Below are 14,848 nucleotides of genomic sequence, written 5' to 3' on the forward strand. Positions count from 1 at the left end.
GACGCCAGAAATCCAGCAGGGACAGTTCCAGCAGATGAAGCCAGCAATCACCAGCCGTGCCAACGGGCTACCGACGCCGCCGTTGCGCGAATACTATTCGCGCGTACTGGCCTATATCGCCACGGCCGCCAGCATCGCCGCCGGCACCTATGTCGGGCACTTCGCCTACGACATTCTGTGGATGGTGCCCTACGCCCTGCTCTACCCTCATCTGGCGCACAACCTCAGCCGCCGCTTCAAGCGCGACCATCCGCAACAGACCGACCTCGCCCTGCTGTTCTTCGATGCCCTGCACGCCGGCGCATCCTGCGTGCTGCTGGGTTTCTCCGCCGTACCCAGCCTGATGTTCCTGCTGACTCTCTGTTTCAGTGCCCTGGTGATCGGTGGCATGCGCTATCTGGGCCTGGGGCTGCTGGTGGCCGCCAGCGGCATGGCGCTGTGCGCCGCGCTGGTGGAAGTTCATCCCAATACCGACACGCCGACGCTGGTGGCGCTGGTCAGCATCCTCTTCGCCACCCTGTACATCTGCATCACCGCCTATTTCGTCAACCAGCAGGGCCTGCGCCTGGCCCAGGTGCGCAGCGAGATCAAGCGCGAGCAGGAAAAGGCCGCACGCCTGGCGCGCAATCTGGCCAAGTACCTGTCACCACAGGTCTGGGAATCGATCTTCACCGGCAAGAAGAGCGTGCGCCTGGAGACTCAGCGCAAGAAGCTCACGGTGTTCTTCTCCGATATCAAGGGCTTCACCGAACTGTCAGAAGAGCTGGAAGCCGAAGCGCTGACCGACCTGCTCAACACCTACCTCAACGAAATGTCGAAGATCACCCTGAAATACGGCGGCACCATCGACAAGTTCATCGGCGACTGCGTCATGGTGTTCTTCGGCGACCCGAGCAGCAACGGCGCCAAGAAGGATGCGGTAGCGGCGGTTTCCATGGCCATCGCCATGCGCAAGCACATGAAGGTGTTGCGCCAGCAGTGGCGCGCCCAGGGCATCACCAAGCCGCTGGAAATCCGCATGGGCCTCAATACCGGCTACTGCACGGTGGGCAACTTCGGCGCCGACACGCGCATGGACTACACCATCATCGGCCGCGACGTGAACCTTGCCAGCCGCCTGGAAAGCGCTGCCGAATCCGGCGAAATCCTGATCTCCCACGAGACCTATTCGCTGGTCAAGGACGTGATCATGTGCCGCGACAAGGGCCAGATCGCCGTCAAGGGCTTCACCCGCCCGGTGCAGATCTACCAGGTGGTGGACTTCCGCCGCGACCTGGGTGCCACGTCCAGCTACGTCGAGCATGAGCTGCCGGGCTTCTCCATGTACCTGGACACCAACGGCATCCAGAACTTCGACAAGGAGCGGGTGATCCAGGCGCTCAACCAGGCCGCCGAAAAGCTGCGTGACAAGGTCATTCTCTGACCCTGCCCCCGGCGGATCGCGGCTGAAGCCGCTCCTACATGAGTTAGGTCGGCGCTTGCATTAACGTAGGAGCGGCTTCAGCCGCGAAAAAACGGCCTACAACGCAGTATCCGGCAACGCCTCATCCAGCAACGCCGGCTCACCATCGATCAGCGGCTGCAACGCCAGAAACTCCAGCGCCGAAGCGCGCCAGGACTGCGCTGCCGCCAGTTCCGCGCAACGCCCCCGGTCCAGCTCCAGCGCAGCCAGACAAGCAGCGCGCAGATCCTCGGCCATCACGCCACTGATTCCCTGTTGCAGCACATCCAGCGGCCCGGCCACGGGAAACGCAGCCACCGGCGTGCCGCAAGCCAGCGCTTCCAGCATCACCAGGCCATAGGTATCGGTACGCGAGGGGAAGACCAGCACCGACGCATCCTGGTAGGCCTCGGCCAGCGCCTGGCCATGGCGATAACCGACGAAGCGCACCTGCGGATACTGCGCTTGCAACGCCTCACGCTGCGGGCCGTCGCCGACCACACGCTTCTCACCCGGTAGATCCAGATCGAGAAAGGCCTGCAGGTTCTTTTCCGGGGCGATGCGTCCGACGTAGAGAAACACCGGCCGCACCGGGCGTGAACGCGCCTCGTCCGGCCGAAACAGCCGGGTATCCACGCCCTTGCGCCACAGTTTCAGCCTTCGCAGATCCCAGCTGACGAACTCCTCACGCAGTCGCTCGGTCGTCACCAGCACAGCCTGACTCGGGCGATGGAAGGCGCGCAGAAAGGCATAACCGAAGCGCGGTGCAATCCAGGGCCAGCGCGTGCTGACGTACTCCGGGAAGCGCGTATGGATCGCCGTGGAGAACGCCAGCCCACGCTTGACCAGCCAACGTCTCGCCGCCCAGCCCAAAGGCCCCTCGGTCGCGAGATGCACACAGTCCGGACGAAAGGCGCGAATCGCCGCGCCGACGCGCCACAGATCCCACACCAGCGGAATCTCAGGGTAGGTCGGACAGGGCATAGCGCGGAAATCGGCTGGCGACAGCAGCTTGACCTGATGACCCAGCCCGCGCAGCTCAGCAACCAACGCTGCCAGGCTGGTGACCACGCCATTGACCTGAGGCGCCCAGGCGTCCGAGACGATCAGTATCCTCATGCGCCGGTCTCGAGGGCGACGGCTGGCTCCTCGCTGGCCAGTTGCGCCTCGGCCAGGCGATAGAGTTCGATCTGCCCGTCCCAGTGCTCGATCAGCGCCGTGCAGGACTCCACCCAGTCGCCGCAGTTCATGTATTCCACGCCACTTACCTGGCGAATCTCGGCATGGTGAATATGGCCGCAGACCACGCCCTGCAGGCCGCGCTTGACGCACTCGTGAGCGATGGCCTCCTCGAAATCGCTGATGAAGTTCACCGCCGTCTTGACCTTGTGCTTGAGGTAGGCCGACAACGACCAGTACCCGTATCCCCAACGACTGCGCCAGTGATTGAGCCAGCGATTGAGGGTCAGGGTGAACTCGTAGGCGGAGTCGCCGAGAAACGCCAGCCAGCGATGGTAACGGGTGATCACGTCGAACTGATCGCCGTGGATCACCAGCAACTGGCGGCCATCGGCCGTGACGTGCACCGCCTCGTCGACCAGTTGGATGTTGCCCAGCAGCAGACTGGAATAGCGGCGCAGGAATTCGTCATGGTTGCCGGTGACGTAGATCACCTCGGTACCGCGCTTGCTCATGGTCAGCAGGCGGCGGATCACGTTGGTGTGCGCCTGCGGCCAGTAGATGCCGCCGCGCAGTTTCCAGCCGTCGATGATGTCGCCCACCAGATAGATGCGGTCGGCGTGATAGCGCTTGAGAAAGGCTGCCAGGTGTTCGGCCTGGCAGTCGCGTGTGCCGAGGTGCACGTCTGAGATCCACAGGGTACGGACACGTTGCTTGCGGCTGGGCTTGGCGAGCTGGGCGCTGGTCATGGGCGGCCTCCGGCTGGGTTTAGACGAGCTTGAGGCGTCGCGGTGAAAGGCTTGTGACAGGAAAAAGACCGTTCCATGACGCAGCATCGCCTCAGCTCAGGCGTTACACTCCGGCGGTTACCGAGGAAACCGCCATGCTCCCGATCCTGTCCCTGCGTCATTACAGCCACGAAGTGCTCAGCCATAGCCACGACCATGCGCAGCTGGTGTTCGGCCTGGCTGGCGAGCTACAATTCGAAGTGGACGGCCAGGGCAGCCAGGTGCTGCGCCACCACCTGGCAGTGGTGCCGGCCGCAGCACGCCATACCTGTGGCAGCCCACGCGGCAGCCAGTGCCTGGTGCTGGACCTGCCGGCCAACGACTGGCTGGAACGCCAGCTCGGCCAACACGCGAGCGACATCCAGCGCCTGCTGGACAAACCCAACGCCCTGCAACTCGATCCGTCCCAGGGCCAGTTGCTCAACTGGCTGGCCTGCAGCCCGATCAACGATCCGATCATCGCCAGCCAAGGCGCGGCGCTGCTGCTCGGCAGCCTGGCCTGCAGCCGCCAGCAAGCCGAAGCGTCCGGTTTGCCGATGGCTGCCCTGGATCGCTATATCGAGCAGCACGCGGCGCATCCGCTGCAGGTGGCGGATCTGGCGCGCCTGGCCGGTCTGTCGGTGGCGCGCTTCCACGCCCGCTTCCTCGCCGAGACCGGGCGCACGCCCATGGAACACATTCGCCAACGGCGCCTGCACCTGGCCGAACACCTGCTGCGTGGCAGCGACCTGGCCGTCGGCGAAATCGCTGCCCGTGTCGGCTACAACTCGCAAAGCGCCTTTACCGCCGCCCTATCACGCCACCTGGGCATGACCCCGCGACAGCTGCGCCGCACGCGCTAGCGACCGTGTTCGCGCCCCAACCGTGAAATCGCCCCGGATTTCATCCGGGCTACAGCTGGAGCGCAGGGTGCGCCGTACGCAGCGCAAAACTATCGGTTGGCCCCGGTGCGCGCGGCGCACCCTACGCGCTGCCGAGAGTCTGGCGACAAAACTCATCACTCCCGCGACAGACAGCTACCGTCTGCGCCGCCTAGACTGCGCCGCATCATCGAGGAGTACCCATGCAAACCATCGAATGGCAGGATTTCGAGAAGGTGGAGCTGCGCGTCGGCACCATTCGCAGCGCCCGTCCCAATGAAAAAGCGGTGAAGCCGGCTTTCGTGCTGGAAGTGGATCTCGGCGAACTGGGCATCAGGACCTCCAGCGCGCAGATCACCGCGCATTACGTCTGTGACGATCTGGTCGGTCGCCAGGTGCTGTGCGTCTGCAATTTCGCCCCCAAACGCATCGCCGGGGTGCGCTCGGAAGTGCTGGTCACCGGTGTCTATGACAACGACAACCGTGTCGTCCTGGCCGGTTTCGACAGGCCACTGCCCAACGGTGCGCGCCTGGCATGACGGAACGTAACGCCCTGCTGGCGATTCACCTGGGTGCCCTGCTGTTCGGCCTGTCAGGCATTTTCGGCAAACTGGCGGCGACCACGCCGAACATGATTGCAGGCGGCCGCGCCTTCTTCGCCGTACTCGCCTTGAGCCTGGCTGCGGTGCTCTGGCGCAGCCGCAACGCGATTCGTCCAAGCCTGCGGCAGATGGTTCTGCTGGCACTCGGCGGCCTGCTGCTGGGCACCCACTGGGTCACCTTCTTCGAAGCGGTGAAAATCTCCGGCGTGGCCATCGCCACCCTCGGCTTCGCCAGCTTCCCGGCCTTCACCGTGTTGCTCGAAGGCCTGTTGTTTCGCGAGCGCACCCGCCCCAGCGAGTTCGCCATGGTCGGCGTGGTCTGCGTGGGGCTGATCCTGGTTACGCCGCAGTTCAGCCTCAACAGTGAAGCCACAGTCGGATTGCTGTGGGCGGTGCTGTCGGGCTTTCTGTTCGCCCTGCTGTCGCTGCTCAATCGTGCCAGTACGCGCGGCCTCGACCCGGTAAAGGCCGCGCTGTACCAGAACATCACCGTCCTGTTGTGCTTCCTGCCGCTGGCCTGGCCGCTGCTGCCCAGCGTGCGCGCGGTGGACTGGTTGTGGCTGGCCATGCTCGGGATTTTCTGCACGGGCCTGGCGCACAGCCTGTTCGTCGCCAGCCTGCGTGTGCTCAAGGCACGCACCACGGCAGTGATCTTCGCCCTGGAACCGGTCTACGGGATTCTGTTCGCCTGGTGGCTGTTCAGCGAGCAGCCGACACTGCGCATGCTGGCCGGTGGCGTGCTGATCGTCAGCGCCATCTTCGTTTCGGCGCGGATGGCGCGCTGAAACGAAGACGTCGCCCAAGAGCCTGTTTAGGATCTCGCGAGCTAGAGCGATACAACACCGATGGCGGCCCCGAAAAAATAAGCGAGGAACGGTCGGAGTCGCGGGCGACTGTACTTTTGTACATGAGCATTTCGACCGAGCTGGCGCTCCAGCTTGTTTTTAACGCAGTAACGCCGACGCGCAGCAGATCATAAATAGGCTCTAGCGGTCGTTGTGGCCCAGGTCGCGGGTTGGATCGATCAGATCGCGCACCCGCTGCTTGAGCACCTTGGCCTCGGGGAAACCACCATCGGCCTTGCGCTCCCAGATCTGCCGGCCATCGCAGAGGATGCGGAACACACCGCCAGTGCCCGGCTCCAGGCTGACCCGCCCCAGCTCGTCGGCAAAGGTGCTGAGCAGTTCCTGAGCCAGCCACGCGGCGCGCAGCAGCCACTGACACTGGGTGCAATAGGTGATGACGATTTCAGGCTTCTGATCGGACATGGCAGCGGCTCTACTGTGGGGCTTGATGCCTATAATAACGGCCTTTGTCTCTGCTCCTGCCGGAATCCACCATGCGCCGCCTGCTCTTGTCGCTGCTCTGCCTGTTCGCCCTGTCCAGCCTTCCGGCCATCGCCGCCGAGCGAGTCGGCCTGGTGCTGTCGGGCGGCGCCGCCCGCGGCCTGGCGCACATCGGTGTGCTCAAGGCGCTGGAAGAACAAGGCATTCGCATCGATGCCATCGCCGGCACCAGCATGGGCGCCATCGTCGGTGGGCTCTACGCTTCCGGCTATTCGGTGGCTGAGCTTGAGCGCCTGGCGCTGGAACTGGACTGGCAACAGGCGCTGTCCGACTCACCGCCGCGCGAGGACATCCCCTTTCGCCGCAAGCAGGACGACCGCGATTTTCTGATCAAGCAGAAACTCAGCTTCCGCGACGATGGCAGCCTGGGCCTGCCGCTGGGCGTGATCCAGGGCCAGAACCTGGCGCTGCTGCTGGAAAGCCTGCTGGTGCATCGCAGCGCCACCCGCGACTTCGATCATCTGCCGATCCCCTATCGCGCCGTGGCCACCGATGTGGTCACGGGTGAGCAGGTGATCATGGGCAGCGGCCACCTGCCGCAGGTGATGCGCGCCAGTATGTCGATCCCGGCGGTGTTCGCCCCGGTGGAAGTGGACGGCCGCCTGCTGGTCGACGGCGGCATGGTCAACAACGTGCCAATCGACGTTGCGCGGCAGATGGGCGTCGATCACGTCATCGTCGTCGACCTGGGCATGCCACTGAAACCGGCCAAGGAGCTGCTCACCGTGGTCGACGTGATGAATCAGTCGATCAACCTGATGATGCGCAAGAACTCCGAGGCTCAACTCGAAACGCTGGAGGCGGACGACGTATTGATCCTGCCACCTCTGGCCGGCTTCGGCGTCGCCGACTTCAACCGTGGCGAACAGATGATGGACGCCGGGTATCGCGCCACACAGATTCAGGCCGAGCGCTTGGCCCGTTTGCGTACCAGCAGTGCCGGCAACCCGGCACTGGCCATGGCGCGCTCGCGCGAACAGCGCACACCGGTGATCCGTGAGATCCAGGTGGAAAACGACTCGAAAGTCGGCGATGCGGTGATTCGCCGGCACATTCGCCAGCCACTGGGCGAACCGCTGGACATGGATCGTCTGCAGAAGGACATGGGCACCCTTTACGGCCTCGACTACTTCGAGCGCGTGCAGTACCGGGTAGAGCCGCTGGACGAGCGCGGCAGCGCCCTGGTGATCGATGCCCGTGGCAAACGCACCGGGACCGATTACCTGCGCCTGGGGCTCAATCTGTCCGACGACATGCGTGGCGACAGCGCTTTCAACATCGGCGCCAGTTACCGCATCAACGGCATCAACGAGCTCGGCGCCGAATGGCTGACACGCCTGCAGCTGGGTGACCGCCAGGAGCTCTACAGCGAGTTCTATCAGCCACTGGACGCCGGCTCACGCTACTTCGTCGCGCCCTACCTGTTCGGCGAGGCGCAGAACGTCGAAGCGATCCTGGACAACGACCCCATCGCCGAATACCGCCTGGAGCGCTACGGCTATGGCCTCAATCTCGGCCGGCAGATCGCCAACAACGGCGAGATTCGTTTCGGCATCGCTCAGGCCTGGGGCGAAGCGGATGTCCGCGTCGGCGAGCGCGATCTGCCCAGCTTCAGTTTCAGCGAGGGGTATTACGAGCTGCTGTACTCCTTCGACACCCTGGACAACCTCGACTTCCCGCGTACCGGTGAGGACATCGGCCTGATGCTGCGCAAGTATGACCGCGGGCTGGGCTCGGACGAGGAGTATCGGCAATGGCAGCTGAAGCTGGACAAGGCCTACAGCCATGGACCCAATACCTGGCTGTTCGGTGGCCGCTACGGACGCACGCTGGATGAAGCGGAAGTGGTCACCTCAGGTTTCATTCTCGGTGGCGCCCAGGAGCTGTCCGGCTTCCGCCAGGACTCGCTGAGCGGCCAGAACATGGCGTTGGCGCGGATGATCTACTACCGGCGCATGACGCAAACCTCGATGTTGCCGCTGAACTTCCCACTGTACCTGGGCCTGTCGCTGGAACGCGGCCGCGCCTGGAACAACGACAACGCCTTCGATAGCGGCTACATCAACGCAGCGAGCATCTTCCTCGGTCTGGATACGCCGCTGGGTCCGCTAAACTTCAGTTACGGCTTCAACGACGAACGGGAAAAAGCGCTGTACCTGAACCTGGGCAAGAGCTTCTGAAACGACGAGGCCGCGCATGTGCGCGGCCTCGTCAGGTGCAGCAGCAGAGTCGGTCAGGCGATTTCCGCCAGCAACTGGCGCGCGGCCTTCCTCTGCTCGTCATCGCCGTGGTCGATCACCTCGTTGAGGATGTCGCAGGCGGTGGCGATATCGCCCTGCTTGATATAAGCCAGGGCCTGGTTGAGCTGGGCCATGTGCTCCGGGTTGCCCGCCAGGTGATCGATGTCGCCCTGTAGCGCTGCAGTGGCATCGGCATCGCCGGCAAAAGCGTCGAGGAAGTTGTCATCCAGCGCCGGCACTTCATCGCTCAGCACCATTTCCATCTCACCAAAGGCGCTCAACTGCTCGTCTTCATGATGCAGCTCGAACACCTCCGGCAGCTCCTGCAGATTGCTGGCGAACGACGCATCGAACTCCGGCACTGCAGCAGCCTTGGGTTTGGACTTGGCAGTGGCTGGGAACGGGCTGACCAGATCCCAGTCGGCATCCAGCGACAGGTCGTCGAGATTGAGCTGAAAATCAGGTTCAGTCGAAGGCTCTGCCACAGGTTGCAGGGCAGCGACAGGCTCTATCGGTGCCTGCTGAATCACCCGCAGATCAGGATGACGCGCCTTCAGCGCATCGATGCGCTCGGCGTCGAACGCTTCGGCACGCAGCACTTCCTCCTCGCGCGCGAAGCCCACTCCATCGCCCAGCAGTGCCAGAACTTCCAACAGGCGGAAGCGTAGATCACTACGCTGCGGATCCTGCGCCAGGGCTTTGTTCAGTTCACCGCGCGCCTCGCTGAGACGGCCGTAGGCGATATAGACATTGGCGGCCTCGAGCGGGTCGACGGGCCCTGGCGCGCGCGCCGGGGCTGGAGTCGGCACCGCCTTGACCACAGGAGCTGCGCTAACGGGTGCCGCAACCGCAGCGAGTTGTGGATGAGACTGTTGCTGAGGCGGCTGTACCTTTGGCTGTACCTGCACCACCGGTTTGGTTTTCTCGCCACGCCGCCGCAGCGCCCAGAACAGCGCACCGAGCAACAGCAGAAGCCCGATACCACCGGCCAGCAGTGTCGACCACCAGCCTCGTTCTGCTACCACAGGCTCCTCGACACCGGCCGGTGCTGCTGCAATGGGCTGAGTCGCCGGCTCGGCCGGCGTACGCGCCGCCAGCTCAGCCAACTGAGCGTCCTTCTGCGCCAGTTGTTCCTGCAGTTGCTGCAGTTGCAATTGCAGTTGCGCCAGCCCTTGCTGCAGTTGCAGATTCTCCGCAGCCTGGTTGGCCAGCTCCAGATCGACCTGGCGCTGTTTCTCGGCCAACAGCTCCAGGCTTTCGCTTTGTTGCGGCGCTGGCTCCAGGGCAGCCAGAGGCGCGCTCACGGGCCCTTCGGCAGTGTTTTCTGCGAACGCAGGTGCGGCCTCGGCAACAACCGGAGCAGCGCTCGCCTGGGCAGCCCCCGCGCGAGCAGCATCTGGCAGCAGCAGGTCGGCGCCAGCCTGCAGGCGACTTGGATCGCCGCCGGCAAAGGCATTCGGGTTGAGGGCAAGAATGCCCTCCATCAGCGCCTGCTGAGACAACGTACTGCCCTGCTCACGCAGACGCGCAGCGATGGACCAGAGACTGTCGCCACGGCTGACCTGATGACGGTGCCCTGCAGATGCACTCGGCGGCGTGACCGTGCTGACCGGCGAGACCGGTGCCGCGGCGCGAGTAGAGGGCTGAGAAATGGCTGCAGCACTCGGCGCAGACACGGCGGTGTAAGCCGAAGAGCCAGGAGGGTCCAGCAGCACGGTGTATTCACGCAGCAGCTGGCCGTTGGGGCGCGCCAATTCGACGATGAAGTTCAGGTACGGCTCGCGCACCGGGCGGTTCGACACCACGCGGATCACGCTACGTGAACCCTGCAGAAGCGGCGTGAAGCGCAGATCGTTTAGAAAATAGAAACGTTCGACCCCCGAACGACTGAACACCTCGGCAGGCGCCAGGCCGACACGCAGATCCTGCGCACCGAGATCGCCCACTTCGAGCAACTCGATTTCGGCCTCGAAAGGCTGATTCAGCGCCGAATGCAGCGTGATTTCACCCAAACCGAGCGCCGGAGCCATTCCCGAATAGAGAGCAGACCCAGACGCCAAACCCAACATCAACTGACGCACCCGAGCCATGTGACCTCCAGGGTTATCCGGCTCGAACGCCACCTCCTCGACTTCCTGTCTGAGCTTCCCTTGGCCGGGAGGCTGGCGCCCTTGATAGTTCAGAGAACGAGCGACAAGGTCCTTGTCGAGGCCGTCTCGAATTGCATTATGGCTACTAATTCACAAAGTAGCGGCTTGGACGCCAGTTCGCCGACGAAAGCACAGTGCCATCAAGGTAAATCAGTCAAAAATTAGGCACAGAAAAAATCCGATCAGAAATTGATCGGATTTTTGACAGTACAGGCGAACTCACTTCATCAGGTTGCCGAGTACTCGGGCGTGCACCTGCTGACAGCGGCGCAGATCATCCTCGTCGATACCGGCGAAGACCTCATGGCGCAGTTGGGTGGAAATCGCTTCGATCTTCTCGATCAAAGGCTGCGCATTCGGCTGCAGTGCGATCTTCTTGGCGCGACGGTCTTCGGGTACCGCCACGCGAATGACCAGCCCCTGGCTTTCGAGACTGTCGAGCAGACGCGCCAGCGTCGGGCCTTCCACGCCGATGCTCTGCGCCAATTCACGCTGGGTCGGCATTTCGCTGAAGCGCGCCAGATGCAGCAGCACCAGCCAACGAGCCTGGGACAGGCCGAGGCCAACCAGGCGTCTATCGAGTTCGGAACGCCAGGCACGTGACAGCTGGGCGACCTGCATGGCAAAGCGATGTTGATCGGGGTAAGACATGGGCAAGCGGACTCATACAAAGGTCAAAAACTAATTATTAGTCAGCTAGCCATAACCCGATGCGCAGGGCAAGCGCAGATTGCGCCAGGAGCATTGCAGAATGCGACCGACTCGCTACGCCCCGACTGCAACTCAGGCCGCGACCCTGTTACGTCCGAAAGCCTTGGCCTCGTACAGCGCTCTGTCAGCCTGTTCGTAGAGTTGGCTCAATTCAGGCTGGCTGTCGGGGCTCAGGCAGGCGACGCCGACGGACATGGTCAGTACATCGGCGCTATCGGAGCCACGATGGGCAATGCCCACCTCCTCTAGCGAATGGCGTAGCGCCTCGGCGCGCTGCCTGGCTTCATTGGCGCTGATGTCGAACAACAGCAGCGCGAACTCCTCACCGCCAAGCCGTACGCCCATATCCAGTGGGCGCCGTGCGGCCTGCTCGATCAGTGACCCGACACGCTGCAAAGCCTCGTCGCCAGCCTGATGGCCATAGCAGTCGTTGTACGCCTTGAAATGATCGATATCGCAGAGCAGCAACGCAATCGATATGCCGTCACGCTGCGCCTGGCGCCACAGGCGCTCGAACTGCCGGTTGAAGCTACGGCGGTTGTGCAGCCCGGTCAGGCTGTCGTGATGGGCAAGCAGATGCATCAGGCGGCTGATCAGGAAATACTCGCGCGACTTGTATTCCAGTAGGTAGCAACCGACAGCGCCGATAAGATTGCCGAAGACCAGGAACAACAGGCTGTTGATCAGACGCGGAGCAGGCAGCCCTGCGGCCAGTTCCGCCAGCCCATAGGCGAGCAGAATCACCAGGGAACAGGCAAGGGCCTGGCTCAAGCGCAGGCCTACCAGGAAGTACGCCGCCATGCTCACCAGCAGCAGACCTTCATAGGGGTAGCCGGGGTTGGCGCGATGGGCGATGCCGACAATCACTGCTGCCCCCACGCCGAGCACGAGGATGCAGATCATGCTCAGCGGTAGCAAAAGATGAATGTAGCGACGTTGCAGGATCAAGGCCGCGCAAACCAGCAGGATGACCAGCACCACCACGCGCACCGCGATCACCCACCCCAGGTGTGATGCAGGCACCACCAACATGTCGAGCGCCGCCAGAGCCAGCCAGATGACCGTGGCGACGCAGAGCGCGATCCGTTTTAGCTCGAAGCCATCCTCGAGCATGTGCGCACGATATTCACGCTCGAGAGCGCGGGAGAAACGCAACCGACGAAAGCCCAGGCTCAACTGATCGGCATAGGGGCTCGGACGAACTTCGTCGGGCCAAGCGTGATAGTTAGGCACCCTCACCTCGTTATCTGGCGGCCTGCCCACACCTTAGCCTTGTGAGCGAAATGCCGCCAGAATCACACTGGCGAGTTTCACCGCGGGCCGCTCAGATCTCGAACTCGGCCTGCAGTGCTGCGCGCACGCAGTAGAGTACCGCCTCATCGACCCGCCCGGCGAATAACGGGGCAATCTCGCTGACTGCCGGTAACTCGCCCTCGCCATCGAGGAAGGCCTCCTGAATCTCGCCCAACAGTTCCTCAGGCAGGTCCAACGCCTGTTCCAGGCTCAGTTGCTGCTGGGCGATGGCTTCGGCCAGCAGGCTGTAAACGTTCTTCTCGCTGCAGTTAAGCTGGCCGGCAATCTGCGCGGGCGTCATGCCGGCGCGGGCCAGGCTGACCAGCTCATGACGCAGATCGGCCACCGGAGCCGGCGTGTCATCCGCGCCGCTGCCATTGAGCACTTCCAGGAAGGCCTGACCGTAGCGTTCCAGCTTGCGCGCGCCGACGCCGCTGACCTCGGCCATCTCGCTCAGCGAGCTGGGCTGGCTGCGCAGCATCTCCAGCAGCGTGGCATCGGGGAAGATCACGTACGGCGGTACGCTGTGTTCCTCGGCCAGCTTACGGCGCAGGCTACGTAGCGCCTCCCACATTTCCCGTTCATGGCCACGCACCAACTGGCTGGCGGCGCTGCTGGAGGCCTTGGCCGCCTGCGCCGGCTTGGGTTCACGGCGCAGTTGCAAGCTGACCTCACCGCGCAGCAGCGGCCTGCAGGTCTCACTCAGACGCAGACCGCCGAAACCGTCCAGATCGACATCGGCCAGACCGCGGGCAACCAACTGGCGGAACAGGGTGCGCCATTCGACTTCGGAAAAACCCTTGCCCACACCGAACACTGCCAGGTGCTGATGACCAGCGGCACGAATCTTTTCGTTGTCTCGGCCGAGCAGAATATCCACCAGATGGCCGACACCATAGCGCTGGCCACTGCGATAGACAGCCGACAACGCCTGGCGCGCCGGCTCGGTGGCGTCCCAGGTCTCGACACCGTCGATGCAGTTGTCGCAGTGCCCGCAAGGGTTGGGCAGTTCTTCATCGAAGTAGGCCAGCAGCGCCTGACGCCGGCAGCGTGTCTCCTCGCACAGGGCGAGCATGGCGTCGAGCTTGTGCTGCTCGATGCGCTTGTGGCGCTCGTCACCTTCGGAATTGTTGAGCATCTGCTTGAGGAAGATCACATCCTGCAGGCCGTAAGCCATCCAGGCATCGGCCGGCAGACCGTCGCGGCCGGCGCGACCGGTCTCCTGGTAGTAGGCCTCCAGCGACTTGGGCAGATCCAGGTGACAGACGAAACGCACGTTGGGCTTGTCGATGCCCATGCCGAACGCGATGGTCGCCACCATGATCAGGCCTTCCTCGTTGAGAAAGCGCTTCTGATTGAAGGCACGCAATTCGTTGGGCAGGCCGGCGTGATAAGGCAGAGCCGGGAAGCCCTGGTTGCTGAGAAAGTCAGCGACCTCCTCGACCTTCTTGCGCGACAGGCAATAGACGATGCCGGCATCACCCTTGCGCGCAGCGAGAAAGTTCAGCAGTTGCTTGCGCGGCTGATCCTTGGGCTGGATGCGGTAGAAGATGTTCGGCCGATCGAAGCTCGACAGAAAGCGCTCGGCGTTGTCCAGGTGCAGGCGCTGGACGATTTCTTCGCGGGTGCGCTTGTCCGCGGTGGCGGTCAGGGCGATGCGCGGCACATGGGGAAAAAGCTCGGCAAGCTGACCAAGCTGCAGGTATTCCGGACGGAAATCATGGCCCCACTGCGAGACGCAGTGCGCTTCGTCGATGGCAAACAGGGCAATGTCCAGGCCCTGCAGGAAGCTCAGCATGCGCGGCTGCACCAGGCGCTCGGGCGCCAGGTAGAGCATCTTGATCTGCCCGCGACGGATACGGTCGGCGATCTCACGTTGCTCGTCAGGGCCCAACGTGGAATTCAGCGCCACGGCTGCCACACCCAGCTCATCAAGGGTGGCCACCTGATCGTCCATCAGGGCGATCAGCGGTGATACCACCACTGCCAGGCCCTCACGCATCAATGCCGGCACCTGGAAGCACAACGACTTGCCGCCGCCGGTAGGCATCAACACCAAGGCATCACCGCCGGCGGCTACACGCTCGATGATCGCGGCCTGGTTGCCGCGAAAGGCGTCGTAACCGAAAACGTCTTTGAGAATGCGCATGGCGTGGTCGAGCATGAAGGCCTCCAAATCGAGCCGCACATTATGCCGCAGGATCGGTCATAACAGGGTGCCTACCTGTCCGAAGCCGC

General features: G+C 63.3%; 12 protein-coding genes. 5 read left to right on the forward strand and 7 right to left on the reverse strand.

Annotation, left to right across the window (positions count from 1 at the left end):
- Positions 1-34: 34 nt before the first annotated feature.
- Entirely contained in the window at positions 35-1,423 is a 1,389-nt protein-coding gene (locus tag BLR77_RS00865) for an adenylate/guanylate cyclase domain-containing protein (RefSeq protein WP_074675015.1), read from the forward strand.
- Positions 1,424-1,519: 96 nt separating this feature from the next.
- Here the strand turns inward: BLR77_RS00865 and BLR77_RS00870 are convergent, their stop codons facing one another.
- On the reverse strand, positions 1,520-2,560 hold the full coding sequence (locus BLR77_RS00870; protein ID WP_074675016.1) for a glycosyltransferase family 4 protein: 1,041 nt from the start codon (positions 2,558-2,560) through the stop codon (positions 1,520-1,522).
- On the reverse strand, positions 2,557-3,369 hold the full coding sequence (locus BLR77_RS00875) for a UDP-2,3-diacylglucosamine diphosphatase (RefSeq protein ID WP_074675017.1): 813 nt from the start codon (positions 3,367-3,369) through the stop codon (positions 2,557-2,559). Before BLR77_RS00875 ends, BLR77_RS00870 begins: the two co-directional genes overlap by 4 nt.
- Before the next feature lie 134 nt (positions 3,370-3,503).
- Here BLR77_RS00875 and BLR77_RS00880 point away from each other — a divergent pair, with 134 nt between their 5' ends.
- The 3 genes from BLR77_RS00880 to BLR77_RS00890 all read left to right on the forward strand — a co-directional run bounded on the left by BLR77_RS00880 (position 3,504) and on the right by BLR77_RS00890 (position 5,655).
- Positions 3,504-4,250, forward strand: coding sequence for a helix-turn-helix transcriptional regulator (locus BLR77_RS00880; protein ID WP_074675018.1), 747 nt, complete (start codon positions 3,504-3,506; stop codon positions 4,248-4,250).
- Between the two features lie 221 nt (positions 4,251-4,471).
- Positions 4,472-4,807, forward strand: a complete 336-nt coding sequence (locus BLR77_RS00885; RefSeq protein WP_074675019.1) for a tRNA-binding protein — start codon at positions 4,472-4,474, stop codon at positions 4,805-4,807.
- Positions 4,804-5,655, forward strand: a complete 852-nt coding sequence (locus BLR77_RS00890) for a DMT family transporter (RefSeq protein ID WP_074675020.1) — start codon at positions 4,804-4,806, stop codon at positions 5,653-5,655. Before BLR77_RS00885 ends, BLR77_RS00890 begins: the two co-directional genes overlap by 4 nt.
- A gap of 201 nt (positions 5,656-5,856) precedes the next feature.
- Here the strand turns inward: BLR77_RS00890 and BLR77_RS00895 are convergent, their stop codons facing one another.
- Entirely contained in the window at positions 5,857-6,138 is a 282-nt protein-coding gene (locus BLR77_RS00895) for an Rdx family protein (RefSeq protein ID WP_024308640.1), read from the reverse strand.
- Positions 6,139-6,209: 71 nt separating this feature from the next.
- Between BLR77_RS00895 and BLR77_RS00900 the strand changes: the two genes are divergently transcribed.
- A complete protein-coding gene (locus BLR77_RS00900) occupies positions 6,210-8,396 on the forward strand; it encodes a patatin-like phospholipase family protein (protein ID WP_074675021.1) in 2,187 nt (728 codons plus the stop codon).
- A gap of 53 nt (positions 8,397-8,449) precedes the next feature.
- Here the strand turns inward: BLR77_RS00900 and BLR77_RS00905 are convergent, their stop codons facing one another.
- From BLR77_RS00905 to recQ, 4 genes are all read right to left on the reverse strand, one after another.
- Positions 8,450-10,546 carry a FimV/HubP family polar landmark protein gene (locus tag BLR77_RS00905; RefSeq protein WP_452124523.1) on the reverse strand — a complete coding sequence of 699 codons (2,097 nt, stop codon included), beginning with the start codon at positions 10,544-10,546 and terminating at the stop codon, positions 8,450-8,452.
- A gap of 279 nt (positions 10,547-10,825) precedes the next feature.
- Complete coding sequence (locus tag BLR77_RS00910; protein ID WP_074675023.1) at positions 10,826-11,257, reverse strand: MarR family transcriptional regulator; 432 nt, start codon at positions 11,255-11,257, stop codon at positions 10,826-10,828.
- A gap of 132 nt (positions 11,258-11,389) precedes the next feature.
- Positions 11,390-12,550, reverse strand: coding sequence for a GGDEF domain-containing protein (locus BLR77_RS00915; protein ID WP_074675024.1), 1,161 nt, complete (start codon positions 12,548-12,550; stop codon positions 11,390-11,392).
- Positions 12,551-12,641: 91 nt separating this feature from the next.
- On the reverse strand, positions 12,642-14,774 hold the full coding sequence (gene recQ, locus BLR77_RS00920) for a DNA helicase RecQ (RefSeq protein ID WP_074675025.1): 2,133 nt from the start codon (positions 14,772-14,774) through the stop codon (positions 12,642-12,644).
- Between the last annotated feature and the right edge of the window lie 74 nt (positions 14,775-14,848).

It is taken from the genome of Ectopseudomonas alcaliphila, assembly GCF_900101755.1.
Lineage (GTDB): Bacteria > Pseudomonadota > Gammaproteobacteria > Pseudomonadales > Pseudomonadaceae > Aquipseudomonas > Aquipseudomonas alcaliphila.